The organism is Gluconobacter oxydans, from assembly GCF_006539685.1.
GTDB lineage: Bacteria > Pseudomonadota > Alphaproteobacteria > Acetobacterales > Acetobacteraceae > Gluconobacter > Gluconobacter oxydans.
Genome location: NZ_BJNM01000015.1, coordinates 20200 through 46392, shown reverse-complemented (window position 1 = coordinate 46392; position 26193 = coordinate 20200). Strand labels below are relative to the sequence as shown.

The window sequence follows — 26193 nt, the reverse complement described above, 5'->3', positions numbered from 1 at the left end:
GATATGCGGAATGATCGGTTCAGTCCGCATCGACCGGGGCCCCGGCCTTCCGTGCCAGCGGATGATGCGCCGCCACGGCCTGTCGCAGGCGCTCGGACATGACCTGCGTATAGATTTGGGTGGTGGCGATATCGGCATGACCCAGAAGCATCTGGAGCGCCCTCAGATCAGCTCCGTGCGCCAGAAGATGGCTGGCGAACGAATGGCGCAGGACGTGAGGGCTGACGCGGTCCGGATCCAGCCCGGCTTTCAGAGCGCAGGCGAGCAGGATCTTGTCGAATCCCTGCCGCGTCAGATGTTTCTGCGGATCACGGCCGGGAAAAAGCCAGGGGCTGCCAAGATCGCGATCGAAATGCACGAGTTGATCCGCCGCGTCCCGCGCACTCTGGGACAAAGGCACCAGCCGTTCGCGACCACCTTTCCCGCGCACCAGCAGCATCGGCCCCCGGACATGCACACAGGTTGCCGGCAGGGCCAGCAGTTCGGAAATGCGCAGGCCGGTCGTGTAGAGCAGCTCCAGCGCGGCACGGGAGACGATGTCCCGGCGTTCGTTTTCATGGCCGCGCGTGCCGGTTTCCAGCAGGAGGCGGATTTCGTCTTCATCCAGCGGCCTGGGAAGAGAGGACGTTATTCGGGGGGCCTGCTGGCGCTCGGTTGGATCGTCCTCACGTACCGACTCGAGCATCAGGAAGCGATAGAACTGGCGCAGGCAGGACAGACGCCGGGCCGCTGTCCGCGCCGCCAATCCCGCACGGGAGAGTTCCGCAAGATAGGACCGGACCTCCTCTCCCCGCGCTTCGGAAAGGGAGAGCGGCGCGCAGTGCGTTGCGAAATCGGCGAGGTCCGAGGCGTAGGCCTGACGGGTTTTCAGTGCCGCGCCGCGCTCGGCGGCCAGCATCTCCAGAAAAGCCTCGACATGCCTGCTGTCCCCCTGGACGTCACTGTCGCGCGCCATGAAAAACGGATCAGTGTGCGGGAGCCGGTGCGACCGGAGCAGTAGGCATGGGCTGGGCCGGCGCTGCCCTGGGAGCCGGCATCGTCGGCAGCGGTGTGGAAGGCGTCAGCGGTGCGGCGGCAGGGGCAACCGGAGCAGCCGCGGCGGGAGCGGAAGCCGAAACCATGGCAGGTGCCGGAGCCGGCTGGGCGGCAGGCATCGGTCCGGCTGCCGGCACGGGCGGCGTGGCCGGGAGCGCAGCCTGCGGGGTGGCGGAAGCGGCGAACGCGCCTCCGGACAGATCCTTGTGAACCATGGTCTGGGCCGGCGGAGTGGCCGTCATGCCCAGACGCAGAAACGCTCCGCCGGCGCCCAGAACAAGAAGGACGGCAACAGCCCCGCCGATCATCGGCAGGCGGAAAAGGGAACGATCAAGATTTGCCATTGAAAAAGGTCTCGAAGTGAGGGCAGGACGTGTTCCTTCTCCTATGATAGGTAGCAGGGCATGTCACGCCTGCCTTTCCCCCTTTCAGCCAAGCCGGAACCCTTTTTCTCGCCCGATGGCATACCGTCACGCACGGTTGTGCTCGTTGGAATGATGGGGGCTGGCAAAACCACCATCGGACGGCGCCTTGCACAGATCTGCGGGCTGCCGTTCGTGGATGCCGATATCGAGATCGAAAGAGCGGCCGGCTGTTCGATTCCCGAAATCTTCGCCCGCCATGGCGAGGCATCGTTCCGGGACGGCGAACGCCGCGTCATCCAGCGACTCCTCGACGGCCCACCCTGCATCCTCGCCACAGGCGGTGGGGCCTGGATGGATGCCCAGACGCGCCATCTGGTCCGCCGCCATGCGGTTTCGGTCTGGCTGCGCGCACCGGTGCATGTCCTCGTCAAGCGGGTTGCCGGACGTGCGGGACGTCCGCTTCTGGCGCAGGGACGCCCGGATGAGGTGCTGGAGCGGCTGGTCGGGCTGCGTTACCCCGTCTACGCCGAGGCGGACATCATTATCGATTGTGGAGATGACACGGTGGAACAGGGCGTGCAGCGCGTACGGGAAGTCCTGGAAGAATATCGCAGGCCGGAGACAGTAAATGTCTCGCTCAGCCATCACAATTATGATGTGCTGATCGGGCCGGATCTCATTTCGCGTGCCGGCGCCCGGCTGGCCCCGCATCTGCCACAGAAGCGTGTCGTCGTCATTACGGATGCAACCGTGGCTGAACTGCATCTGCCTCGGCTTCTCGCGTCGTTCGAGGACACCGGCATCCGCGCGGATGTGATTTCGGTTCCCGGCGGCGAGGAAAGCAAATCCCTCGCCTGCTACGGCGATGTCATGAATCAGCTTCTGTCCACGGGCATCGAGCGCAAGACAACCATTGTCGCCCTGGGGGGCGGAGTCGTGGGCGACCTGGCCGGATTTGTCGCGGCTACGGCCCTGCGCGGACTTCCCTTCGTACAGATCCCGACCACACTGCTTTCACAGGTGGACAGCAGCGTCGGCGGCAAAACAGGCATCAATGCCGCAGCGGGCAAGAACCTGATCGGGGCGTTCCATCAGCCCATCGCGGTTCTCACCGACAGTTCCGCTCTGGCGACCCTGCCCCGTCGCCAGCGCGTTGCGGGATATGCCGAGATCGTCAAATCCGGGCTTATTGCAGATCCGGAGCTTTTCGCCTGGTGCGAAGCGCATGGACACGCGGTGCTGGACGGCGACCCCGCTGCCCTGGCAGAAGCCGTCCGTCGGGCCTGCGCCTTCAAGGCGGCGGTCGTGGCGGCTGATGAAAAGGAACAGGCTTCTGTCGGCGGCCGGGCGCTGCTGAATCTGGGGCATACGTTCGGACACGCCCTGGAAGCGGAACTGGGATATGACGGACGCCTGCTCCACGGCGAAGGGGTCTCGATCGGGATTCACCTCGCCATGGCCCTGTCCGTGGAACTTGGATACGCGCCAGTCGAAGACCTGCATCGACTGGACCGTCATCTGCGCAGTCTCGACATGCCGGTAAGTTTTGACTGGTTCCGGGAGTCGTTCTCTGCCGGCACACTTCTGCACCACATGACTCGGGACAAGAAAATGCAGGACGGGAAGGTTGCCTTCGTTCTGCTGCGCGGGATCGGGAAGGCCTTCACGACCCGTGATATTTCTTCAGAAACAGTGCGTAATCTGCTCATCCGCGAAGGCTGCCGTCCGTGAGGAATGTTAAAATTTCGTCACATGGCAGCTAAATGCCTGTTTTGCTTCCATTTTTGCATAGCTGATTTCTTCTGCCGCCTCTGGCTTCTGCTGGAACCATGAGCTAAGGCAACGTAGACGCGAGGCGTAGATCGTGAAGCGGGCGAAATGGACTGTGGCTTTTATGTCACTCCTCTACCCCGAGTAGAGCCTGAAGACCCTGACTGGCTTTGTCCCGGGGAACTCTGCGCTCTATATGCGCTTATGCATCGCGCTGGGTCCGTTGGTGAAAGCATTTTCCAACGGCTCGAACGTTAGTCACTAAGAGGACGAAAACATGCGTCTCCGCACGGCACTCCTTGCCATGACGTCGATGGTCGCCGCACCGTCGCTTGCCATGGCCAGCACGATCACCGGCCCCTATGTCAACATCGGCGGTGGTTACAACCTGGTTCAGCAGCAGCACGGCTCCTTCTCGCCGACGACGCAGGCTGACGGCACGAGCAGCAACGCTGCTTCGAGCTCCCGCTACCGCCACCACGACGGCTTCACCGGTTTCGGTGCATTCGGCTGGGGCTTCGGTAACGGCCTGCGCGTTGAAGTCGAGGGTCTGTACAACTACTCCCAGATCAACCACCGTCGTCCGACGCCGGTTAATGGTTCGACCCACGGCTCCGATCAGGCTTACGGCGGCCTCGTCAACGTGCTGTATGACATCGATCTCGCCAACTTCGGCCTGAACGTCCCCGTCACGCCGTTCGTCGGTGTCGGCGCTGGCTATCTGTGGCAGCACTACAACCCGACCACGACCAACTACGTGAACGGCGCTGTTGACCGCATGGGCGGCACGCAGGGCAGCTTCGCGTACCAGGGCATCGTCGGTGCAGCCTACGACATCCCGAACGTTCCGGGTCTGGCCGTCACGACGGAATACCGCTTCATCGGTCAGGACTTCGTCAACGGTCCGTATCGTTCCACGGCCTACAACGCTTCCGGCGTTCACAAGGGCAACGTGAACTTCGACCAGCGCTTCTCGCACCAGTTCATCCTGGGCCTGCGCTATGCCTTCGACACGGCTCCGCCGCCGCCGCCGCCGGCTCCGGTTGTTGTTCCGCCGGCTCCGACCCCGGCCCGCACCTATCTCGTGTTCTTCGACTGGGACAAGTCTGACCTGACGGGCCGCGCCCGTGAGATCGTTGCCCAGGCAGCCCAGGCTTCCACGCACGTCCAGACGACGCGCATCGAAGTCAACGGCTACACGGATAACTCTGCTGCTCACCCGGGTCCCCGCGGCGAGAAGTACAACCTGGGTCTGTCCAACCGTCGCGCTTCCAGCGTGAAGGCTGAGCTGATCCGTGACGGTGTCCCGGCTGCTGCCATCGACATCCACGGCTACGGCGAGTCCAAGCCGCTGGTTCCGACCGGACCGAACACCCGCGAGCCGCAGAACCGTCGTGTCGAGATCATCCTGAAGTAATTCAGACATGATCTGACGCCGAGTCTTCGACTTCGGTTTTGAGAAAGGCGTCCTTCGGGGCGCCTTTTTCTTTGTGCGAATGCGACGTTCAGGACGAAACTCTGCTTGCGATTGCCTTTCCCGGCACGCTAGAGCCAGCACATCCCGATATTCCGGAGACATGTTCCTTGCGACGCAGCCGTATTTTCTATCCGCGCAGCCGACCGGAAATCATCGATCAGTTCCTGCGCTTTGGAACCGTCGGCGCCTTCGGTTTCCTGGTGGATTGGGGAACGGTTTCCCTGCTGCGCGTTCCTGCGGGTCTGATCGCAGCCACATTGATTGCCTATTTCGTGGCGGCAACAGGGAACTGGTGCCTTAACCGCATCTGGACATTCCGGCTGTCCGCGGCGGAAAACCAGCACATGGTTCTGCAATGGCTGAGGTTCCTGCTGGCCAATTCATTCGGTTTTCTGCTCAATCGCGGCATGGTGTTCCTGCTTTACGCGACGGTTCCACTGACAGAGCACTATCCTGAGCTTGCGCTGGCGGCAGGCGCCCTGTGTGGAATGGTGGCGAACTTCAATCTTTCTCGTCGTCTTGTCTTCCGGGCGCAGACACCCGAAACACCGCTTGAACTGGTTCAGATGGCTGTGGAGATCCCTGCGGCGGGTCTGACGGCATCCGAACCTGAACCGGATCTGTCTGCCCTTCCCGACAACGGCATCAGACCGCATGGCCGCAATGACTGAGGGCTGCATTTCCAAGGCGGCCACAATAGTCTAAGGACAGGCAGATTATTTCCCTGTCTTCCCGGAACTGACGCTCCCTCATCATGACCAGCACCAACGATATCAGATCGGCCTTTCTCGAATACTTTGGTTCGCAGGGCCACCGCATCGTTCCTTCGGCATCCCTGGTGCCGCAGAATGACCCGACACTGCTGTTCACCAATGCTGGCATGGTGCCGTTCAAGAACGTCTTCACCGGCCAGGAAACACGCCCCTACTCCCGTGCCACCACGGCACAGAAGGTCGTGCGTGCAGGTGGCAAGCATAACGATCTCGACAATGTCGGGTACACGGCACGCCATCACACGTTCTTCGAAATGATGGGCAATTTCAGCTTCGGGGATTACTTCAAACCTGAAGCCATCGAATTCGCCTGGACGCTGCTGACGCGCGATTTCGGTCTTCCGAAGGACAAATTGCTCGCTACGGTCTATGCGGAAGACGAGGACGCGGCCGATCTGTGGAAGAAGATTGCCGGTCTGTCCGACGACCGGATCATCCGCATCGGAACGTCCGACAATTTCTGGCGCATGGGTGATACGGGGCCGTGTGGTCCGTGCTCCGAGATCTTCTATGATCACGGCGACAGCGTGTTCGGTGGCCCTCCGGGCAGCCCGGACGAGGACGGCGACCGCTTCGTCGAGATCTGGAACCTCGTGTTCATGCAGTTCCTCGACCAGCCGGATGGCTCGCGCGACGCCCTGCCCCGTCCGTCGATTGACACGGGCATGGGACTGGAGCGTTTTGCCGCGATCATGCAGGGCAAGCGCGACAACTACGATACCGACACAATGCGCGCACTGATCGAAGCCTCGGCTGAAATCATGCACCAGGACGCCGACGGCCCGTTCAAGGCCAGCCATCGCGTTGTGGCCGATCATCTGCGCTCCACCGCGTTCCTGATCGCCGATGGTGTGCTGCCGTCCAAGGAAGGTCGCGGTTATGTGCTACGTCGCATCATGCGCCGCGCCATGCGTCATCTGCACATCATGGGCGCGAAGGAGCCGGTATTCTATCGCCTGCTCCCGGCGCTGATCCAGCAGATGGGCGCGGCTTATCCGGAACTCGTCCAGCATCAAGCCCTGATTGCACAGACGATGAAGGGTGAGGAAGAACGCTTCACGGCCCTGCTGGAACGCGGCCTCACGCTGCTGTCTGATGAGCTGGATCGTCTGGGTGACAAGGAAGCCCTTCCCGGCGATGTGGCCTTCAAGCTCTATGACACGTTCGGTTTCCCGCTGGATCTGACGCAGGATGCGCTGCGTGAAAAGGGCCGTACGGTTGATGAGGCTGGTTTCGAAACCGCCATGGCCGAACAGCGCAAGCGTGCTCGTGCAGCCTGGGTGGGCTCGGGAGATGCCGCAGCCGAGACCGTGTGGTTCGACGCACGTGACAAGCATGGTCCGAGCGAGTTCCTCGGTTATGTGTCCGAAAAGGCCGATGCCGAAGTCCAGGGGATCTTCCGCGGCAATGACGAACTGGCCTCGGCTCCTGCTGGTGACGACACGGTCGCAATCCTGCTGAACCAGACGCCGTTCTATGGCGAAAGCGGTGGTCAGGTTGGCGATCACGGAACGCTGACAGCTCCGGGCGTGCGCGTCGAGATCACCGATACGCAGAAGCGCAACGGCGATCTGATCGTGCATTACGGCAAGGTCGTCGAAGGGACGCTGAAGCCGGGCATGGCGGTTCATGCCGAAATCGATCACGCGCGTCGCACGGCGGTGCGTGGCCATCACTCCGCAACCCACCTGCTGCATGAGGCCCTGCGTCGGCAGATCGGCACGCATGTCACGCAGAAGGGCAGCCTGAATGCGCCGGAGCGTCTGCGCTTCGATATCAGCCAGCCGCGTCCGCTGACGGATGAGGAACTGGCGGCGGTCGAGGCCGAGGTCAATGCCCGCATCCGCGAGAACGCACCGGTCGAGACGCGCCTGATGACGCAGGAAGAAGCCGTGGCGGAAGGCGCCATGGCGCTGTTCGGCGAGAAGTACGGCGATGAAGTCCGCGTGGTCTCGATGGGCAAGGGCGACGATGATCGTCCGGCCTATTCCATCGAGCTCTGCGGTGGCACGCATGTGGGACGCGTTGGTGAGATCGGGCCGTTCCGGATCGTCTCGGAAAGCGGCGTCTCGGCAGGCGTGCGCCGGATCGAGGCCGTCTGTGGTCTCGCCGCTGAAGCACTGGCGCTGGAGACCGAGAGCCGTCTGAAGCAGATTGCGGACCTGCTCAAGGTTCCGGTTGCCGATGCCGCCTCCCGCGTGGCGGCACTTCTGGAAGAGCGCAAGTCCCTGACGGCGCAGGTTTCCGATCTTCAGCGCAAGCTCGCGACCGGCGAAGGCACCAGTGCCACGGAAAGCATCAACGGCATTACGCTCTCTGCGCGTGATCTGGGCGATGTCAGCCCCAAGGAACTCAAGGGCCTTGCGGAGAGCATCTCCAAGCAGATCGCGTCCGGTGTCGTGGCGCTGATGTCCAGTGCGGATGGCCGCGGCAGCATCGTGATCGCCGTGACCAAGGACCTGACGGATCGTCTGGATGCGGTCAAGCTTGTGCGCGAGGCTTCGGCGCTGATGGGTGGCAAGGGCGGCGGTGGCCGCCCCGACATGGCGCAGGCCGGTGGTCCAAACGCAGACTCGGACGCAGTATTTGCAATGCTGCGCAAGACACTGGAAGCCGCATAAGAAACGCGTCATGGTATGTCAGGGCAGTAACAAAGCATGGGTTGACCGGAATCATGCTTTACCTGTCCTGATAAAGCCTTCTAACTGCCCGGCAGTGCAAGATTAAGGAGAACACCATGGCGTGTGGTCGTGATACTCTGGCGAAACTGCTGGGCGGTGTCCGCAAGTTCGAGACGGACGTCTATCCGGAGAATGCGGAACTGTTCGAGAGCCTGGCTTCCAGCCAGTCTCCGTCCACCCTGTTCATTACCTGCGCCGACAGCCGGATCAGCCCCAGTCTCATTACCCAGACGGAACCGGGCGAACTCTTTATCGTGCGCAATGTCGGCAACATCGTGCCAGCCTATGGCGAGATGCTGGGTGGGGTGTCGTCCGCCATTGAATACGCGGTTGGCGCGCTCAAGGTGAAGAACGTCATCATCTGCGGTCACTCCAACTGTGGCGCCATGGGCGCGCTGATGGATCTGAACTCGCCGAAGCTGGACAGCCTGCCGACGGTCAAGAGCTGGATGCGCCATGGCGAAGCCGCACGCGCGGCCCTGGGCGATCTGAAGGCCGAGGATGCCGGGCCGGAAGACATCCGTTCGCTTGCCGAATACAACGTGCTGCTCCAGCTCGTGCATCTGCGCACCCATCCCACCGTCGTCCGGGCGCTGGCACAGGGTGCGCTGAAGCTTCAGGGCTGGTTCTACGACATCCCCAAGGGCGAGATCCTCATTCTCGACGAGGGCACGCGCAAGACGCGCACGGTCGAGAACGTGCTTGAGGAAATCCACGCGACCGAAGGACAGGCAGCCTGAAGCAGGATGCGGCTTCCATGCTGGTCGGTCTTTTTCTGGCCGGCAGCATGGGGCCCGTTTCGGCCCATACGATCAAACTCTCAACCTGGAACATGGACTGGCTGACGCTGCGCCCGTCCGGAGATCCGGCCCTGCCGAAAGATGTTCCAGGGGGCGAGCACCGCGATTTCGCAAAACTCGCGGCTTATGTCCGGCATCTGGACTCGGATGTCGTGGCTTTTGAAGAAACGGACGGCCCCCTCGCCGCATCCCGTGTTTTCAGTTCCACAACCTATCAGATCATTCTGACGCCCGACCCTGTGGTCCAGCGGGTGGGCGTGGCCGTGCGTCGCGATCTGCACGTGACGGTCAATGATGAGCTCTCAGCCCTGAACGTCGCAGGGCCGGGCGCGCCGCACCAGTTACGGGGTGGGCTGGATGTGACCATCAGCGACGGTCATGCGAGCCTGCGTCTTCTGGTGGTGCATCTCAAGACCGGATGCTGGGACCAGCCGCTGAACCAGCGCCAGCACTCCTGCCCGACCCTGTACCAGCAAGTCCGCATCATGCAGGACTGGATGCTGGAGCGGCAGGATGAGGGCGAGGTCTATGCGGTTCTGGGGGACTTCAACCGGCGGCTGACACTGCACGATCCGCTGATGCAGCAGATCGAGGCCGAAACGCCCGTTACGCTCACGACGGCGGGCAAGGCCAGTCCGTGCTGGGGTGGGGAATATTTCATCGATCACATCCTGCTGGGTAATGCAGCGCGGGACTGGCTCGTACCCGACAGCCTGCGGGTCATGACCTATAAAAATGATACGGTGCCTGCCGGACTATCAGACCACTGTCCGGTTTCGGTCCGGCTTGAAATGCCCTGACGGCACGTTGCGGGGCCGGATATTCCGGTCCATGAAAGAGCCCCCTCTTTTCGCTGTCTCGTCCGGAGCGTCAGATGTCCTCTTCCCCGTCAGAATGGCCTGTGACGCCTCTGGAACCCGATGTCGTCGTGCGGGTCGGACGCTCCATGCCGGTGCTGTCTTCGGAAATCGAAGCCTGCGTGGCATCGCACTGGGAGGCCGCACTTGCAAAGCATCCCAGCCTGTATAACGGCCGCGTTTTCTGTGCGGATGTAATCGGGCCGGACGTCATCAGCGGTCACTGGTCCGAATACCGCCGGGTTCTCGCCCAGATGCGCCAGCCGGATCTTTATGACCCGCAAATGCTACGCCCGCTGGCAGTTGTGGGGCTGCTGCGGGCCGCGGACGGGATCGTAATCGGTCAGCGGTCGGAACACTCCATCTATCTTCCCGGCTACTGGCAGGGCGCTCCGGCGGGCAATGTGGAAAGCCGCGAGGGCGAGGCGGAGATCGATCTGGCGGCCCAGCTTCTGGCGGAATGTCACGAGGAACTAGGTCTGACGGAAGCCGACTGTCAGGTCGGGGGCTGCCTTCTGGCCTGCGAACATCCCCGGACGCATATCGTGGATATCGGAATGGATCTTACCACTACACTGGATTTCGAGGCGCTGAAGGAGCGTTGCCGCCGTCTTGGCAATGCGGAATATCAGGCGCTGAAACTTATTCAGCCTGATACGGAACTGCCCGGACGGCTCGTCCCCACCCTGTCTGCCATGCTGGAGCAAACCCGATGACCTACCGCATTCTCGATGCCCAGGCCCTGCGGGAGTGGCTGGCTCAGCGACATGACCTCTCAGGGCGTCTGGGCGGCGCGGCTGCCGACTGGGACATTCGCGAAGTCAGTGACGGCAATCTCAATACGGTGTTCCTGGTGAATGGTCCGGCGGGAGCATTGTGCTGCAAGCAGGCTCTCCCCCATGTGCGCGTAGCGCCGGACTGGCCGATGCCTCTGGAACGCGCCCTGTATGAGTCGCGCTACATGCAGGCCGTCGCCCCGGCCGTTACGGGGCTGATGCCCGAACTTTTCGCTTATGATCCGGACCTGTTCCTGCTCGTCATGGAATGCCTGACGGAGCATGAAGTGCTGCGCTCAGCCCTGATCGCAGATCAGGCCGCTCCGGGGTTTTCCGCCGTGATCGGATCGTATGTCGCCCGCACCGTCCAGGCGACGGGCTGGGTCAGTCAGCCCTTTGAAACCGGCGCGCATCTGTTGGAACAGTTTTCCGGCAATACCGCCCTCACCCGCATCACGGTCGATCTGATCCTGACGGACCCGTATCGAGTCTGCGACCGCAATCCGGAGCCGGAAGAAGGTCTGCGAGCGGATGTGAAGGCACTTCAGACCGATCAGGTTCTGCATCAGGCCGTCGGACGGCTTCAGGACCGGTTCCTGACGGCCCGGCAGGCCCTGCTGCACGGGGACCTGCATACGGGCTCCATCATGCTGGATGGCGCGGATGTGCGGGTCATTGACGGTGAGTTCGCAACGATGGGGCCCATCGGCTTTGACTGCGGCCTCTATCTGGGCAATCTCGCGCTGCATCTTTGCGCGGCTCCGCACAAGGCGGACGCAATCCGGACAGAGATGCTGGCCTTCTGGCAGAAGTTTTCCGAAGAACTGCGAACCGGCCTTCGGGCAGGCTGTGGAGATATGTGGGCGCTGTCCGGCCCCGCTACCCGACCAGCCCTCATCGAAACCTTCCTGAGCGAGATCCTGCGCGATACGGCCGGGTTCTGCGGTCTGGAAATGATCCGCCGGACCGTCGGGTTCGCGCAGGTGGCGGATTATGGTCTCTGCACCACGGAACAGGAGCGTCTGCTCGCACGGCAGAAGGCGCTTCAGATCGGCCGGACGCTGATTGTCGAAAGCGTATCGCTCCGATCCTTCGACAGCGTTCTTTCCCTGATGGGGCTGTAAGAAAAAACCCCGCTCCTTGCAGAGCGGGGTTTTTCCGTTTCAGACCGAGGCCATGCCGATCTGCTTGATGTCGTGGAACTCCAGATCGGGGTTCATCTCGATGGTTCGGCGCATCATGAAGGATGATGTTGCGAGGAAAACCGGATCGCCGTCCAGATCGTCAGCCATGGCGGATCGGTTCAGATCCTGAAACGCCTCGATCTTGGCGCGGTCGCCGGTGATCCAGCGGGCCAGAGAATAGGGCGTGCTCTCGAAACCGATGGCCACGCCGTACTCACCCTGAAGCCGGGACTGGAGCACGTCGAGCTGCAGCGTTCCGACCACGCCCACGATCGGCGACAGACCATCCTGCGGGCGGAAGAGCTGTACAACGCCTTCCTCGGCCAGTTCCACAAGAGCCTGACGCAGCTTCTTGGCCTTCATCGCATCATCAAGGCGGACGCGGCGCAGAATTTCAGGCGCGAAGTGGGGCACGCCGGTGAAACGCAGGTCTTCGCTCTCGCTCAGCGTATCGCCGATGCGCAATGTGCCGTGGTTCGGAATACCGACGACGTCGCCACCGAACGCTTCTTCGGCAAGCTGGCGGTCACGGGCGAAGAAAAACTGCGGCGTGTGCAGGGCGAACTGCTTGCCGGTCCGGACATGCTTGAGACGCATCCCACGGGTCAGACGGCCGGAGCAGACACGGGCGAACGCCATGCGGTCGCGGTGATTGGGGTCCATGTTGGCCTGGATTTTGAACACCAGAGCCGTGACCTGATCTTCGCTGGCCTTCACTTCCCGGGTCTCGGTCTGCTGGGCACGCGGAGCCGGGCCATAGGCGACGAGCGCGTCGAGCAGATCCGTGACGCCAATTTCCTTCATGGCAGAACCGAAGAACACCGGGGACAGATGACCGGCATCGAAGGATTCACGGTCGAACTCGGGGAGTGCCGCTTCGGCAAGCTCGACTTCCTCGCGCATCTGGATGATGCGGGGATCATCCTCGCCGATGGGCTCCTTGGTGTGCACTTCCTTCGTACGCAGGTCGTAGGTGCCGATGAACTTGGCGGCCCGTCCGATCGGCCAGGTCGCCGGGGACGTATCAAGGGCCAGCGTGCTGGCGATTTCATCGAGCAGCGCGAAGCAATCCTGCGCCTCGCGGTCCATCTTGTTGATGAAGGTAACGATGGGAATGTCGCGCAGACGGCAGATCTCGAACAGTTTGCGGGTCCGGTCCTCGATGCCTTTGGCGGCGTCGATGACCATGACTGCGCAGTCCACGGCCGTCAGGGTACGGTAGGTATCTTCGGAGAAGTCTTCATGGCCTGGCGTGTCGAGCAGGTTGAAGACGCAGTCGCCATATTCGAAGGTCATGACCGAGGTCACGACGGAAATGCCACGATCGCGCTCGATGCCCATCCAGTCGGACTTGGTACGGCGGCGCTCGCCCTTGGCGCGGACATTGCCTGCCATCTGGATGGCACCACCGGCACGCAGGATACGCTCGGTCAGGGTCGTCTTACCGGCATCCGGATGAGAGATGATGGCAAAGGTGCGCCGACGGGCGATCTCGCGGCTGATTTCCGCGCTGGGGGCTTCGGACATGGGAACTCCGATGGGAACGGGACGCCCGGAACTATGCCAGAACGCCGCAAACCGGCACTGGCCGCGCATCCGGGCGGTGGGCCTGAAAACAGGAAGCGCCGGACGGGAGACCCGCCCGGCGCTTTCCGGTCGCTTTCTGATCCGGGCCGGTGGGCCCGGGATCGGATTAGCGGGAGTAGAACTCGACGACCAGGTTCGGTTCCATCTGCACCGGGTACGGCACATCGGAGAGAACCGGGGTACGCAGGAACGTGCCCTTCATCTGGCGGTGATCGACTTCGACGTATTCCGGCGTGTCGCGCTCACCCGTCTGTACAGCGTCGAGCACGATGGCGAGCTGCTTGGAGGAGTCACGAACCTCGATGACGTCGCCTTCCTTCACGAGGTAGGACGGGATGTTCACCTTCTTGCCATTGACCGTGACGTGGCCGTGGCTGATGAACTGACGCGAAGCGAACGGCGTGATCGCGAACTTCAGACGGTACACAACGGCGTCCAGACGACGCTCGAGCAGACCGATCAGGTTCTCGGACGTATCGCCCTTGCGACGGACGGCTTCGTCATAATACTTGCGGAACTGCTTCTCGCTGATGTTGCCGTAGTAGCCCTTGAGCTTCTGCTTGGCCATCAGCTGGATGGAGAAGTCGGACGGCTTCTGCTTGCGGCGCTGACCGTGCTGGCCGGGGCCGTATTCGCGACGGTTGACCGGGGACTTGGCACGGCCCCACAGGTTGACGCCGAGGCGGCGATTGATCTTGTACTTGCTCTCAAGACGCTTTGACATGGGTTGACCCCTGTACTCATCAGAACCGCCCCATGCTGCATGGCGGTCCGTTTTGTTGTGCCGGTAGGCCCTTCCCCGGATTGGAAAGGACGGGCGCGCACCCAGATGCCGGGCCGGCGGGATGCAGAATCCCGCACTGATGGTCCGGCCGGTACGTCCACGTTTCCGGCTGTGCCGTCGCGCCTACAGGAGTCCCCGGTCGGGGTCAATCAAAACCTGCCTGCGAGCCCTGTGATTTTCTTGCAGTGGGGGTTCGGAAAATGCGCAACCACTTTATGTCCGGCTGCGCTAACGGTCCGGGACTCCCCCTGTGCTTCTGAAGAAGCGCGCTCTGGGGGAGCAACACGCTTTTTCGAGTTTCCTGTATGAAAATCTATCGCTTCAATCCCAAGGCCGGCCGTGTCGGCGAAGGCTCCCTCGAAGGACTGGTCCAGTCCCTTGACGCGCCGCTGCCCCCCAAGCCCGGGGAGAGCGTCATCAAGCGTGCCTTCAAGAGATTTGGCCTCGCCCAGATGCACATGTCCCATCTGGTGATCGATGACCGCACCATCTATCTGCGCGGCAACGCGGAAAGCGCCAAGGAACGCGACCAGATGATCCTGGCGGCCGGCAACGTCGCAGGCGTCTCCGCGGTCGAAGCCGAGATTGCCGTGCCGCCCGGCACGCCCGATCCGGAGTTCCTGGAGATCAAGACCAGCAAGACACTGGACGAGGTTGCCGACAAGCTGCCGCAGGATGTCACGGGTGATGAGCTCCTTGATGCAAATCAACCGCTTGTCACATCCAAGGATGACATTTATCCGGGTCAGACCATCCGTCTGCCAACCGAGAACTGATCTGCCCGTAACGGCTCCTCCCTCTCGGGGAGCCGTTACCGCTTTTCAGCATCCGGCAATGGCAGGGCGGTCCTGACCTCCATTCCCGGACTTACTTCTTATGGACTCCATCGAACCTCTCGACGTCGAGCGGGTGCGCCCACCCCACGGTGTCGGACCGGCCATGCTGTCCCTCATGCTGGCAACTTTCACCATCGGAACCGGCGAATTCGCCATGATGGGACTGCTGCCTGAATTCTCCCATTCCCTGAACATCACCATTTCGCAGGCAAGCTGGGCGATCTCGGCCTATGCAATGGGCGTTGTCATCGGCGCTCCGCTGATTGCGATCATCGGTGCACGCCTGCCCCGCCGCACGCTTCTGCTCTGCCTGCTGTGCCTGTTCATCGCGGGCAATATCGGCAGCATTCTCATGCCGGGCTTTGCCGGTATCGAACTCATGCGCTTCATCACGGGCCTGCCTCACGGGGCCTTCTTTGGCGTTTCGGCGCTGATTGGCGCGTCGATGGTCGAACGGGCCCGGCGTGGGCGGGCCGTCGGGCAGGTGCTGTCGGGCATCATGATCTCGACGGTGATCGGCTCACCGCTGTCGACCTATGCCGCCAACCATGTGGGCTGGCGCGTGGCTTACGGCAGCATCGCCGCACTGGGCGTGCTGTGTTTTGCAGGGATCTGGTTCTTCGCGCCACGTGACAGGCCACATCCGGGCGCAAGCGCACTGTCCGAACTCGGCGCATTCAAGCGACCACAGGTTCTGCTGACGCTGCTGACCAGTGCAGTCGGGTTTGGTGGTCTGTTCGGGATCTACACCTTCCTGACGACCGGCCTGACGCAGGTGACGCATCTGCCGGGCTGGCTTGTCGCGGTCTATCAGGTCGTGTGGGGACTTGGCATGGTGGCGGGCAATGCGCTCGGCGGCACCATGGCGGATCGCAGCATTGACCGGACGGTGATCGTCTCACTGACGGCAAGCATCGTCTTCATGCTGGGGTTCTGGCTTCTGCTGCCCTCGCCCTACGCCATGCTGCCGCTCACGTTCCTTGTCCCGGCCGGGATCATTATGCTCTCCCCAGCCCTTCAGACGCGCCTGATGGAAGTTGCCGGAGACGCGCAGACGCTGGCGGCCTCACTGAATCATTCAGCCTTCAATCTGGCCAACGCCTTTGGCGCCTGGCTGGGCGCCGTACTGGTCAGCTCCGGGTTTGGACTGGGATCGGTTGGCTGGGGTGGAGCCGTGTTCTCGGCTCTGGGTCTGCTGATCTATTTCATCACGATCTGGCAGGGACGGGCTTGCGCATCACACGCAGCAGCCTGATCCCGAAGGCCACGCAGGTCGTGGCCAGCGCCAGCGCCATGCCGATCCACAGGCCTTCCACACCGACATGCTGGTGGAAGGCCAGCCATCCCCCGAAAACCAGACCGATCAGACCGTAACTCGCTACGGCGATCAGCATGGGCGTCACGGCGTCGCCGCAACCGCGCAGGGCGCCGCTGAACACGCATTGCAGCCCATCCACGATCTGATACAGCCCGGCAGTCCGCAGCAGGATGACGACGAGCGCCGTCGTCTCGGGGTCGGGCGCACGATTCGAAAAGTACAGCGGCAGGATCTTCTCCGGCCAGATCAGCAGCAGCGAGGATGTGGCAAGGCTCCACATCAGGACGATGCCCGTCCCGGTCAGGGCCGCGCGACGGCTCTGCTCCATACGGCCGGCACCGCGCCAGTATGCCACGCGAACATTGGTCGCCTGCCCGATCGCCAGACACACCATGAACAGCAGCGAACTGACATTCAGCGCCACCTGATGCGCGGCCAGACTGTGGGTTCCGAGTTCTCCAGCACGCAGACTGGTAATCTGGAACATCAGGATTTCGGCGGCCGCTCCCATCATCATCGGTCCGCCAAGCTTCAGCAGTTCCTTCACGACAGGCCACTGCACGGCGGCGGGCTTCAGCACCGCCCGGACGCGCGGATGGGTCAGGCACAATCCGAACAGCGCAAAACTGACGACCCAGCCGGTCAGTGTCGTGGCGGTTGCAGAACCGTACAGCCCCATGGCCGGCAGCCCGGCCCAGCCATGAATGAGCGCCGCATTGGTCAGACCATTGCAGACCGCCATGGCCGGCATGATCCAGAGCAGCAGCGTCTCCGCTCCAAGTGCTGGCAGCGCTACACGCAGGACGCCGATGACTGCCAGATCGGGCAGCAGCGACAGCAGTAGGATGTCGATGAAACGGCTGCCATGAGTGACGACCTCGGCAGGCTCGCCGATCGCACCGAAAATCGTTTTCGAAAAGGCCAGCAGCAGCGCGCAGGGGATGAAGACCGCAATGGCCAGCATCAGTGTCGCACTCATGACGCTGCGACCATCATGGGACGTCCGGCCATGTTCTTCCGCCCCGCGGCCATGCGACAGAAGCACCCCTGCCCCGCCCAGAATGGCCTGGAAGGTCACCATCGTCGTGAAGAAGAACGTGCTCGACAGGCCACCAATGGCAACCTCTGTTACACCGAGGCCACCCAGCAGGATCGTATCCGTGACACCCATGGCCATTTCGGAAAGCTGCGACAGGGCCAGCGGCAGGGCAACGCGCAGCAGGGCCAGCGCATGACTGCGCGGGGTTGTCGGATCGGTCGGCGGACTGGAAAGGGCACTGCTCATGCGCCCCCTATTACAGGGGCCAAACCTTCCGACAAGAGTAACAAAGCCTGTTGCACCTGAACCAAGGCTGGCGCATTGATCGGCGTATGGCCGATCCTGCTTCAAACGTGCTCCGCCTGCACGATACCCATCTTCGCGACAAGCGACCGTTCACGCCCCTCGATCCTGAGAATGTGCGCGTCTATTTCTGTGGACCGACCGTCTATGACCGCGCGCATTTAGGCAATCTGCGCGCAATGATGTGCGCGGATATCCTCATTCGCCTGCTGCGCACGATGTATCCGCGCGTGACCTATGTCCGCAACGTGACGGACGTGGACGACAAGATCAACGCACGCGCAAAGGAAAACGGGGAGGACATTTCCGCCCTGACGGAGCGCACGACGCAGGCCTTTCATGAAGATCTCGCGTCACTCTTCATTCTGCCGCCCGATATCGAGCCGCGCGCGACCCATCATATCGACGACATGCTGGAAATGATCGGGCGTCTGGTCGAGAACGGCCATGCTTATGTGGCCGAAGGGCATGTCCTGTTCGCGGTGCGCAATTTCCCGTCCTATGGGGAGCTTTCAGGCCGTTCGCTGGATGACATGATTGCGGGTGCGCGTGTTGAAGTCGCGCCTTACAAACGTGATCCGGGCGATTTCGTGCTGTGGAAGCCGTCCGAGCCGGATCTGCCGGGCTGGGACAGCCCATACGGGCGTGGGCGTCCGGGCTGGCATATCGAATGCTCGGCCATGTCGCACCGTTATCTGGGCGAGAGCTTCGACATCCATGGCGGCGGCGATGATCTGCTGTTCCCGCATCATGAGAACGAGCGCGCGCAGTCCATGTGCTGCTATCCGCATGGCAAGTTCGCCACGCACTGGGTCCATAACGGGATGCTGCTGTCGAACGGCGAGAAGATGTCGAAATCGCTCGGCAATTTCTTCACGATCCGCGAAGTGCTGGACCGCTCGCCGGCCGAGCCGCTGCGTCTGCTCTATCTGGGCGCGCATTACCGCTCCACGCTGGATTTCAGCTGGGAGAAGCTTGAGGAAGCGCGCCGGGTTCTGGACCGGCTGTACCGGGCGCTGGAACGCGGGAACGCACAGCCCGGCACCGCCCTGCCCGCTGCGGTCATGGATGCGCTGTGCGATGATCTGAACACACCGCTGGCCATTGCCGCGCTCCACCCGCTGGCGGATGCCGCCATGCAGGGCGATCAGGACGCAGCCTCCAGCCTGCTGGCAGCCGGAAAGCTTCTAGGCCTGTTCAATGTCACGCCTGCCGAGTGGTTCCAGTCCGGTGTGGACGCTAGTGCCATTGAAAAGCTGATCGAAGAACGTCTTGCAGCCCGCAAATCCCGCGATTTCGCCCGTGCCGATGCCATCCGTGCGCAGCTTGCAGCCGATGGCATCACCCTTGAAGACGGCCCTGGTGGCACAACATGGCGGAAGGCGTAACCATGACCGGACGTGACGGCGGGGCGAATATCGGCCCTATCGGTGATTTTGATCCGGTCGTGATCCTGGTGCGCCCGCAGCTTGCCGAAAATATCGGCACGACCGCACGCGCCATGGCGAATGGCGGTCTGTTCCATCTGCGCATCGTGGCCCCGCGTGACGGCTGGCCGCAGGAACGCGCCTGGTATGCGTCTTCGGGCGCGGACCGGATTCTGGATGCGGCCCAGGTGTTTGAGACCGTGGACGATGCGGTTGCGGACCTGCACCGTATTTTCGCGACCTGCCCGCGCCCTCGCCATGTCATCAAGCCGGTCATGACCGCGCGCGGTGCCGCGGCGGAACTGCGTGTTGCGTCCAATCGTGGCCTGCGCACCGGCATCCTGTTCGGCCCCGAGCGCGCCGGACTGGACAACGAGGACATGGCCCGCGCCGATACGCTGGTCCGCTATCCGCTCAACCCGAAATTCATGTCCCTGAACCTCGCACAGGCCGTGCTGATCATGGCCTATGAGTGGTTCCTGACCGAAGACATGACGCCGCCGCGCGAGCTCATGACCAATGAGACGCATGTGGCGACGAAGGGCGAGATGGACAATTTCATGTCCCACCTCATCCGCGATCTGGACGAGACGAATTTCCTTCGAAATGAGCAGAAACGCCCTGGCATGGTGCGGAACCTGCGTCATTTCTTCACCCGAGGCGAAGTGACGGAACAGGAGCTTCGCACCCTTCACGGCGTGGTCAGTGAACTGAGCAACGCCCGCAGGAATAGGAGCTGATCCCATGATCCACTGGCGCCACAGGAAACGGATGGAACCCCGACCTGATCCTGGAGTGCCAGTCCACTCTGAAACGCATGCAGCGGTCGTCGAGACCGCCAACAAGATCCGCGCCCATGTTCTCGAAGAGAACGGCCGGAGCGACATCATCCGGACCGGTCTGGATGCCGGGGTTTTCGGCGACCTCTACCATACCCTGATGACCATGAGCTGGTTTGCCTTCTTCTGGGCATCCATGGGTCTGTATCTGGTCATCAATGTCGCCTTTGCGCTGATGTATTACGTCATCCCGCACAGTGTGAGCGGCGTGCCGCACGGGGATTTCCTCGATGATGTTTTCTTTAGCGTGCAAACCATTTCGACTGTCGGTTACGGCACCATGGCCCCCGTCGGGCGGCTGACGAACACGATCGTCTCTTTCGAAGTTCTGGCCGGCATGATGCTCAATGCCCTGGCGACGGGGCTGTTTTTTGCCCGTTTCTCCCGGCCCCGCGCACGGGTACTGTTCAGCCATGTGGCGGTCGTCTCCTATGACGACGTGATCCCGACACTGACGATCCGCCTGGCCAACCAGCGCCGCACGCTGATCCTCTCGGCCAATATCGAAATGACCCTGACACGGCTGATGCCCGATGAGCGCGGACGTCTGGTGCGCCGGTTCGACCGGCTGACGCTGGTGCAGTCCCACATGCCGATTTTCCGGATCAGCCTGAACGCGACACATCTGATCGACGATCACAGCCCGCTTTACGGCCTCACTGCGGAGACGCTGATCGGCCAGAACGCGGAAATCATCATCACGATGGATGGTACGGACGAGATTTCCTCCCAGACCGTTTTTGCCCGTCACGCCTATGAGATCGGACAGGTGAAACACGGATACCGTTTTTCGGATATGATCGAAAATCGTCCGGATGGCCGGATGGAGGTCGATTTCCGTCGCTTCCATACGACTGAACCGGGTGATACGCCCAAGGCACCTGATCCTACCCCCCGACAGGAGACATCCCATGACGGATTTCGTGACGGACGACAGACATGATTTCGGCACCGGCCTGCTGAAGGCCTCGGTCAGACGTCATGGCGCCGAACTGGTTGCCCTGCGCAGCGGATCGGAAGACCTGCTCTGGAACGCGGGGCCGGCATGGCCGAAACATTCACCCATCCTGTTCCCGATCATCGGGAAACTCCCTGATGACAGGGCCACGCTCAATGGACAGCCGGTGCATCTCAGACAGCACGGACTGGCGCGGGACCGGGTGTTCCGATGGATCACGCGGACGGCTGAAGGCTGCACGCTGGAACTCGTGGACGATGCGGAAAGCCGCGCCCTCTTTCCTGCCGCGTTCCGCCTGCGGGTGGTCTATCTGATCGAGAACGCCACGCTGCGGGTCTCATACCACCTGCACAACCCGGACAGCGCCCAGACACTCCATGCCTCACTCGGCGCGCACCCGGCGTTCCGCTGGCCGCTGAAGGACGGTGTGGCGAAAGAGAGCTACAGGCTGGTCTTCGAATATGACGAGCCCCTGCCGGTCCGTCGGATCGGTGCCGATGGGCTGATGCTGCCGGAGAAGTTCCACACCCCGGTCAGGGACAATATTCTTCCCCTGACGGATGCGCTGTTCGCAAAGGACGCCCTCATCCTGGAGAAGCCGGAAAGCCGGTCGGTGGATATGGTTGATCCGGACGGGCATGGTATCCGGTTCGTCTGGGGCGGCTTCCGGGAACTTGGTCTGTGGACAAAGCCGGGCGCAGAATTCCTGTGCATCGAACCCTGGTATGGATATGCGACACCTGTGGGATTTGCAGATGATTTTTCATGCAAGCCCGGGCTGCTGCATCTGAAACCGGGTGAGAGCTGGACGGCATTCTGGTCCGTCAGGGCAATCTGAAAAAAGCCCGTCGCGCTTTTGAGTAGCGCGACGGGCAGCAGGCTCAGGCCTGAATGGCGTCCCGCAGGCGGGCCACCGTCCGCTCACGGCCCATCAGGCCGAGCAGGACATGCAGTTCCGGCCCTGCGTCCTCACCCGTCAGGGCGAGACGCAGCGGCATGAACAGGCTGCGGCCCTTACGGCCGGACTGTTCCTTGAGCGCGTTGGTCCAGTCCTTCCACGTCTCCTCGCCCCACGGTTCGGCCGGGAGGGTGTCGAGAGCGTGCTGAAGGAATGCACGGTCTTCCGGCTGTGACGGCGGAATGATCGTGCCGTGCACCACGTCCCACCAGTGCGGAATTTCAGCCGAAAGATCCACATTGCCACGCACGGCATGCCAGAACGTTTCGTCTGCTTCGGGCGGAAGATGGATCTTGGCGTCCTCGAACGGCAGGTTGTGCAGTGCACGCCGGTTCAGGGCGAGAAGCTGCGTCATGTCGAAACGGGCAGCCGATTTGGAGACATGCGAGATGTCATAGGCCGCAATCGCCTCGTCCATCGTCATGACCTGCGGATCATCCGAGGAGCCCACGCGGGCGAGATAGGAGACGATCGACATCGGCTCCAGCCCGTCCTGACGCAGGGATTTCAGCGCCAGCGAGTCAAACCGCTTGGACAGCTTCCCCCCATCGGAATCCAGCAGAAGCGGCAGATGCGCGAAGGTGAAATGGTCGGGCTTGGCGCCAAGGGCTTCGGCGATGTCGATCTGCACGCCGGTATTGGTCACATGGTCTTCGCCGCGGACGATATGGGTGATGCCCATGTCCAGATCGTCGATGACGGAGGCCAGGGTGTAGAGGATCGTCCCATCCCCACGCACCAGAACCGGATCGGAAATAGCCGTCAGCTTGACCGAGCACTCATCCATGACGAGATCCTGCCACTTGCGGCTGCCATCGCTGAGGCGGAAGCGCCAGTGCGGCGTCTTACCGTTGGCTTCGGCGCGGGCGCGCTGGTCGGCCGTAAGCTTGAGCATGGCACGATCATAGATCGGCGCCTTACCGGCGCGGATACGGGCTTCGCGCTTGGCGTTCAACTCATATTCCGTCTCGAAGCACGGATAGAGACGGCCGGATGCCTTCAGCTTTTCGATGACTTCGGCATAGCGATCGAGGCGCTCGGACTGGCGCACATACTCGTCCCATTTCAGCCCCAGCCATGACAGGTCCTTGCCGATGGCTTCTTCATATTCGGGCTTGCCGCGGGTGGTATCGGTATCGTCGATCCGCAGCAGGAACTTGGCGCCGTTATGGCGCGCGAAAAGGAAGTTGGCGACGGCAAGGCGCGCATTGCCAACATGCAGGTAACCGGTCGGGGACGGAGCGAAGCGCAGTTTCATGACGCCTTAATGCCGCATGATGCGCCGCGTTGCCAGAGCGGGTTTTTATGAAGCGCCGCGCAAAAGAAGGGGAGCATGCCCCTTCCCTGCACCGGGTGTTCAGTGACGGATCACTTCGTGACGGTTTTCGTCGTCCTCGTCGTCGTCATCATCCGGCGGACCGGCGATTTCCTCGTCATCGACAAGGCGACGCGGATCAATGGCGCGCCAGTCACGCTCCATCGGCGTGGCGGGCGTGGCCGCGAAGTCTTCAAGTTCCGTGGAGGACTTCCAGCCATCTTCGCCGGCATCCACGACTTCGGCGTTCTCACCAAAGGCGAACCAGTTTTCGAGCACTTCCTTGCTGCTCGCGCCCGGCGTGCGGCAGCGCTCGATGCTGTCGCGTACATAGGCACGGGCATAGGCGTTAGCGTGCATCAGGTCGATGAAGTCTTTCACGACCTCGACCGTGTCGTCCTCGTCTTCCGACGCGCCGGACAGGTCGATGATGCGGACGCTCCACGAACCCGGCTGTGTGCCGGTCTCGGGTGCGCCTTCGACAGGGTCAATCGTATCGTCGGTCATGATGTCTCCTGGCTGTCCCGGGCCTTCTGGAGCAGGAACTCGCGTCCGAGTTTGACGCGGGGCTGCCCGTCATAGGCCACGATGTCAGCCGTTGCATAGGTTTCGGACCAGCGGTCGGGAATGAAAGACCCGCTGCCGATCACGTCGATCGGGGCATGAGCGTCCCGCATCGTCGAGCATTTGGCGACGTTGAAGCCGGAGGATGCGACGATTTTCACATGGTGGAAACCGGCATGATCCAGAGCTTCGCGCATCCGCCAGATGGCTGCGGCCGACACACCCGTTCCCACCAGGTCGCGCAGTTCCTGATCGGAACGGTAGCGGCGGATGGTGCCGGGTGTATGACGCTCAAGCACACCATATGAGGTCTGGGGGTCCAGTCCTTCAAGGAAGCGACCGCCATGCGTATCGAGACGGACGCTCAGATGGCCCTTTGCAGCACGCTCGGGGAAGCGGCGGCAGACGGCAAGCGCGTCCGTGATTTCCTGCCCGAAGTAATCCACCAGAACCGTCAGCGGATCATGCGGATAGACCTCGTCATACATCTCCGCCGCGCGCAGCGTGGAGCCGGCATAGCCGATCAGGGCATGAGGCATCGTGCCCAGACCGGCATCGAGGCCGAAGAAACCGGCCGTGGCGTCATTGGCGTTGCCAATGAAGCCACGGGCCCCTTCTTTTTGCGCTGCGCGGGAGCCAACACCTGCGGCATAGGCCATCTGTTCCTGCATTTCGAAACCCGCGCAGTGCCGGGCATCCATGGCAAGAAACGGGATGGTCGGCAGGGCCATGGCCATCTGATAGGCGTTATGGGCGGCCACGCAGGTGGAGCCGATCCGCTGGAGCACCAGCGTTTCCAGCGGGGCCAGACGGATAAAGCTGCCCGTCAGGTACAGCAGCGGCTCGCCCGCGCCGACCCATTCGCCCTCGGCATACATTTCCCGGCAGTCCAGCGCGAAGCCCTGGGCCTTCGCCACGTTCTTCAGCCACTGGACAACCAGCCCGCAGGCCGCGATCACCGGGCGGCGGATGAACACCGCATAGGTGACGCGGGAATCCCCGAAATGCTCCACGATGTGCCGCGTTCGCCCGAAATAGGCATCCGTCCGCGCTTCGATGGTTTTCTCGTCCAGCGGACCGAGTGTTCCAAGCGCACGCCGGAGCGCGGCCTGAGGAGAATTCTGGGGATCGGAAGCGGTCATTCTTTCTTTCCTGCTCGTCCCGTCAATTCCTGAGCAAGAAGGAAGGCCATTTCAAGTGACTGTTCCGCATTAAGGCGCGGATCACAGAATGTTTCATAGCGGCCGCCCAGATCGGCCTCGGTCAGGCACTGCGCACCGCCGATGCATTCCGTGACGTCCTGCCCCGTCATTTCCAGATGGATGCCGCCCGGACGGCGGCCAATGGCCTCGAACACGTCGAAGAAGCCGAGAACCTCGCCCAGGATGTTGTCGAAGGAGCGGGTCTTGATCTTGCTGGCCGTGGTCGTGGTGTTGCCGTGCATGGGATCGCACAGCCAGGTCACGGTGCGGCCGGTGCGGTTCACGGCATCAAGCAGCGGCGGCAGATGATCGCGGACCTTGTCCTTGCCCATGCGCGAAATCAGCGTAATGCGGCCGGCCTCGTCCTTCGGGTTCAGGATTTCGAGCAGCTTTTCGAGGTCAGCGACTGTGGTTGTCGGGCCGACCTTGATGCCGATCGGATTCTGCACACCGCGCAGGAATTCGACATGCGCACCGTCCGGCTGGCGGGTACGGTCACCAATCCACAGGAAATGGGCCGAGCAGTCGTAGTAGTCGCCGCTCGTGCTGTCCACGCGGGTCAGGGCCTGCTCATAAGGCAGCAGCAGGGCTTCGTGGGACGTGTAGAACTCCGTCTCGTCGATCTGCGAAGCCGAACCGTCAAAACCGCAGGCGCGCAGGAACGAGAGCGTCTCGTCAATGCGATGAGCCAGATCCTGATAACGGGCGGCCAGCGGGGAGCGCTCGACGAATCCGAGGTTCCAGCGATGGACCTGATGCAGATTCGCATAACCGCCATGCGCAAAGGCGCGGAGCAGGTTCATCACGCCGGCGGACTGGAAATATCCGGTTTCCATGCGGGCGGGATCGGGGATACGGGCCTCGGGCGTGAACTCGGGACCGTTGATGATGTCACCACGGTAGCAGGGCAGCGTCACGCCATCGACCGTCTCGGTATTGGACGAGCGCGGCTTGGCGTACTGGCCGGCCATACGGCCGATCTTCACGACCGGCACCTTGGCGGCAAAGGTCAGGACCACGGCCATCTGGAGCAGAACGCGGAACGTGTCACGCACGATATCGGCGGTGAATTCGTCGAAGCTCTCGGCACAGGCACCGCCCTGCAGGACGAAGGCTTCTCCGCGCGATGCGGCGGCCAGGCGCGTCTTGAGACGGCGGGCTTCACCCGCAAAAACCAGCGGGGGGTATCGATGCAGACGAGCTTCGACAGCAGCAAGCGCCGCTTCATCCGCATAGGATGGAGCCTGGACGATGGGACGGGAACGCCAGCTTGCAGGAGACCAGGACATCGTGTTGGTGGACGTCGGGGTCTGGCTCGAGGGGTGCATCAAATGCCCTCCGGATG

Annotated in this window: 23 protein-coding genes; 14 read left to right on the top strand and 9 right to left on the bottom strand. The window is 62.3% G+C overall.

Annotated elements, in window-relative coordinates; all coding sequences use genetic code 11:
• Nucleotides 1-19: 19 nt before the first annotated feature.
• Nucleotides 20-955, bottom strand: coding sequence for a tyrosine recombinase (locus GOX01_RS07890; RefSeq protein WP_011253310.1), 936 nt, complete (start codon nucleotides 953-955; stop codon nucleotides 20-22).
• 10 nt (nucleotides 956-965) lie between these two features.
• On the bottom strand, nucleotides 966-1379 hold the full coding sequence (locus GOX01_RS07885; protein WP_011253309.1) for a hypothetical protein: 414 nt from the start codon (nucleotides 1377-1379) through the stop codon (nucleotides 966-968).
• A 60-nt stretch (nucleotides 1380-1439) separates the two neighbouring features.
• Here GOX01_RS07885 and aroB point away from each other — a divergent pair, with 60 nt between their 5' ends.
• From aroB to mtnK, 8 genes are all read left to right on the top strand, one after another.
• On the top strand, nucleotides 1440-3131 hold the full coding sequence (gene aroB, locus GOX01_RS07880; protein WP_081107070.1) for a 3-dehydroquinate synthase: 1692 nt from the start codon (nucleotides 1440-1442) through the stop codon (nucleotides 3129-3131).
• Nucleotides 3132-3447: 316 nt separating this feature from the next.
• A complete protein-coding gene (locus GOX01_RS07875; RefSeq protein WP_011253307.1) occupies nucleotides 3448-4587 on the top strand; it encodes an OmpA family protein in 1140 nt (379 codons plus the stop codon).
• A gap of 167 nt (nucleotides 4588-4754) precedes the next feature.
• Complete coding sequence (locus GOX01_RS07870; RefSeq protein WP_024716827.1) at nucleotides 4755-5318, top strand: GtrA family protein; 564 nt, start codon at nucleotides 4755-4757, stop codon at nucleotides 5316-5318.
• Between the two features lie 83 nt (nucleotides 5319-5401).
• On the top strand, nucleotides 5402-8041 hold the full coding sequence (gene alaS / locus GOX01_RS07865; protein WP_011253306.1) for an alanine--tRNA ligase: 2640 nt from the start codon (nucleotides 5402-5404) through the stop codon (nucleotides 8039-8041).
• A gap of 116 nt (nucleotides 8042-8157) precedes the next feature.
• Nucleotides 8158-8841, top strand: coding sequence for a carbonic anhydrase (locus GOX01_RS07860; protein ID WP_062269857.1), 684 nt, complete (start codon nucleotides 8158-8160; stop codon nucleotides 8839-8841).
• Nucleotides 8842-8858: 17 nt separating this feature from the next.
• Nucleotides 8859-9701 carry an endonuclease/exonuclease/phosphatase family protein gene (locus GOX01_RS07855; protein ID WP_011253304.1) on the top strand — a complete coding sequence of 281 codons (843 nt, stop codon included), beginning with the start codon at nucleotides 8859-8861 and terminating at the stop codon, nucleotides 9699-9701.
• Between the two features lie 74 nt (nucleotides 9702-9775).
• Nucleotides 9776-10474, top strand: a complete 699-nt coding sequence (locus GOX01_RS07850; RefSeq protein ID WP_062269855.1) for an NUDIX hydrolase — start codon at nucleotides 9776-9778, stop codon at nucleotides 10472-10474.
• Nucleotides 10471-11658 (top strand): S-methyl-5-thioribose kinase, encoded by a 1188-nt coding sequence (gene mtnK, locus GOX01_RS07845; RefSeq protein WP_011253302.1) that lies wholly within the window; start codon nucleotides 10471-10473, stop codon nucleotides 11656-11658. Before GOX01_RS07850 ends, mtnK begins: the two co-directional genes overlap by 4 nt.
• Nucleotides 11659-11697: 39 nt before the next feature.
• Here the strand turns inward: mtnK and prfC are convergent, their stop codons facing one another.
• Together prfC and rpsD are read right to left on the bottom strand one after the other, a co-directional pair.
• Nucleotides 11698-13245 carry a peptide chain release factor 3 gene (gene prfC / locus GOX01_RS07840; protein WP_011253301.1) on the bottom strand — a complete coding sequence of 516 codons (1548 nt, stop codon included), beginning with the start codon at nucleotides 13243-13245 and terminating at the stop codon, nucleotides 11698-11700.
• 166 nt (nucleotides 13246-13411) lie between these two features.
• Complete coding sequence (rpsD, locus tag GOX01_RS07835; RefSeq protein WP_011253300.1) at nucleotides 13412-14029, bottom strand: 30S ribosomal protein S4; 618 nt, start codon at nucleotides 14027-14029, stop codon at nucleotides 13412-13414.
• A 365-nt stretch (nucleotides 14030-14394) separates the two neighbouring features.
• Here rpsD and GOX01_RS07830 point away from each other — a divergent pair, with 365 nt between their 5' ends.
• Entirely contained in the window at nucleotides 14395-14865 is a 471-nt protein-coding gene (locus GOX01_RS07830) for a BON domain-containing protein (RefSeq protein ID WP_062269853.1), read from the top strand.
• 100 nt (nucleotides 14866-14965) lie between these two features.
• Nucleotides 14966-16180, top strand: coding sequence for an MFS transporter (locus GOX01_RS07825; protein ID WP_011253298.1), 1215 nt, complete (start codon nucleotides 14966-14968; stop codon nucleotides 16178-16180).
• Here the strand turns inward: GOX01_RS07825 and GOX01_RS07820 are convergent.
• Nucleotides 16134-17528, bottom strand: a complete 1395-nt coding sequence (locus GOX01_RS07820; protein ID WP_011253297.1) for an MATE family efflux transporter — start codon at nucleotides 17526-17528, stop codon at nucleotides 16134-16136. The genes GOX01_RS07825 and GOX01_RS07820 overlap by 47 nt on opposite strands.
• 86 nt (nucleotides 17529-17614) lie before the next feature.
• Here GOX01_RS07820 and cysS point away from each other — a divergent pair, with 86 nt between their 5' ends.
• Genes cysS through GOX01_RS07800 form a run of 4 tightly spaced genes read left to right on the top strand, consistent with a single transcriptional unit; the run spans nucleotide 17615 to nucleotide 21647 of the window.
• The gene (gene cysS, locus GOX01_RS07815; RefSeq protein WP_011253296.1) at nucleotides 17615-18973 is read left to right on the top strand and encodes a cysteine--tRNA ligase; all 1359 of its coding nucleotides are present in this window, start codon (nucleotides 17615-17617) and stop codon (nucleotides 18971-18973) included.
• A gap of 2 nt (nucleotides 18974-18975) precedes the next feature.
• A complete protein-coding gene (locus GOX01_RS07810) occupies nucleotides 18976-19752 on the top strand; it encodes an RNA methyltransferase (RefSeq protein WP_024716825.1) in 777 nt (258 codons plus the stop codon).
• Nucleotides 19753-19756: 4 nt separating this feature from the next.
• A complete protein-coding gene (locus GOX01_RS07805) occupies nucleotides 19757-20794 on the top strand; it encodes an ion channel (RefSeq protein WP_011253294.1) in 1038 nt (345 codons plus the stop codon).
• Entirely contained in the window at nucleotides 20763-21647 is an 885-nt protein-coding gene (locus GOX01_RS07800; RefSeq protein ID WP_011253293.1) for an aldose 1-epimerase family protein, read from the top strand. The genes GOX01_RS07805 and GOX01_RS07800 overlap by 32 nt, the downstream gene beginning before the upstream one ends.
• Nucleotides 21648-21690: 43 nt before the next feature.
• On the opposite strand, the gene gltX is transcribed toward GOX01_RS07800, so the two are convergent.
• The 4 genes from gltX to GOX01_RS07780 all read right to left on the bottom strand — a co-directional run bounded on the left by gltX (nucleotide 21691) and on the right by GOX01_RS07780 (nucleotide 26176).
• Complete coding sequence (gene gltX, locus GOX01_RS07795) at nucleotides 21691-23025, bottom strand: glutamate--tRNA ligase (protein ID WP_011253292.1); 1335 nt, start codon at nucleotides 23023-23025, stop codon at nucleotides 21691-21693.
• Between the two features lie 99 nt (nucleotides 23026-23124).
• Entirely contained in the window at nucleotides 23125-23589 is a 465-nt protein-coding gene (locus tag GOX01_RS07790; protein ID WP_011253291.1) for a hypothetical protein, read from the bottom strand.
• Entirely contained in the window at nucleotides 23586-24788 is a 1203-nt protein-coding gene (locus GOX01_RS07785) for a nicotinate phosphoribosyltransferase (protein ID WP_011253290.1), read from the bottom strand. Before GOX01_RS07785 ends, GOX01_RS07790 begins: the two co-directional genes overlap by 4 nt.
• A complete protein-coding gene (locus GOX01_RS07780) occupies nucleotides 24785-26176 on the bottom strand; it encodes a class II 3-deoxy-7-phosphoheptulonate synthase (protein WP_011253289.1) in 1392 nt (463 codons plus the stop codon). Before GOX01_RS07780 ends, GOX01_RS07785 begins: the two co-directional genes overlap by 4 nt.
• Nucleotides 26177-26193: the final 17 nt, after the last annotated feature.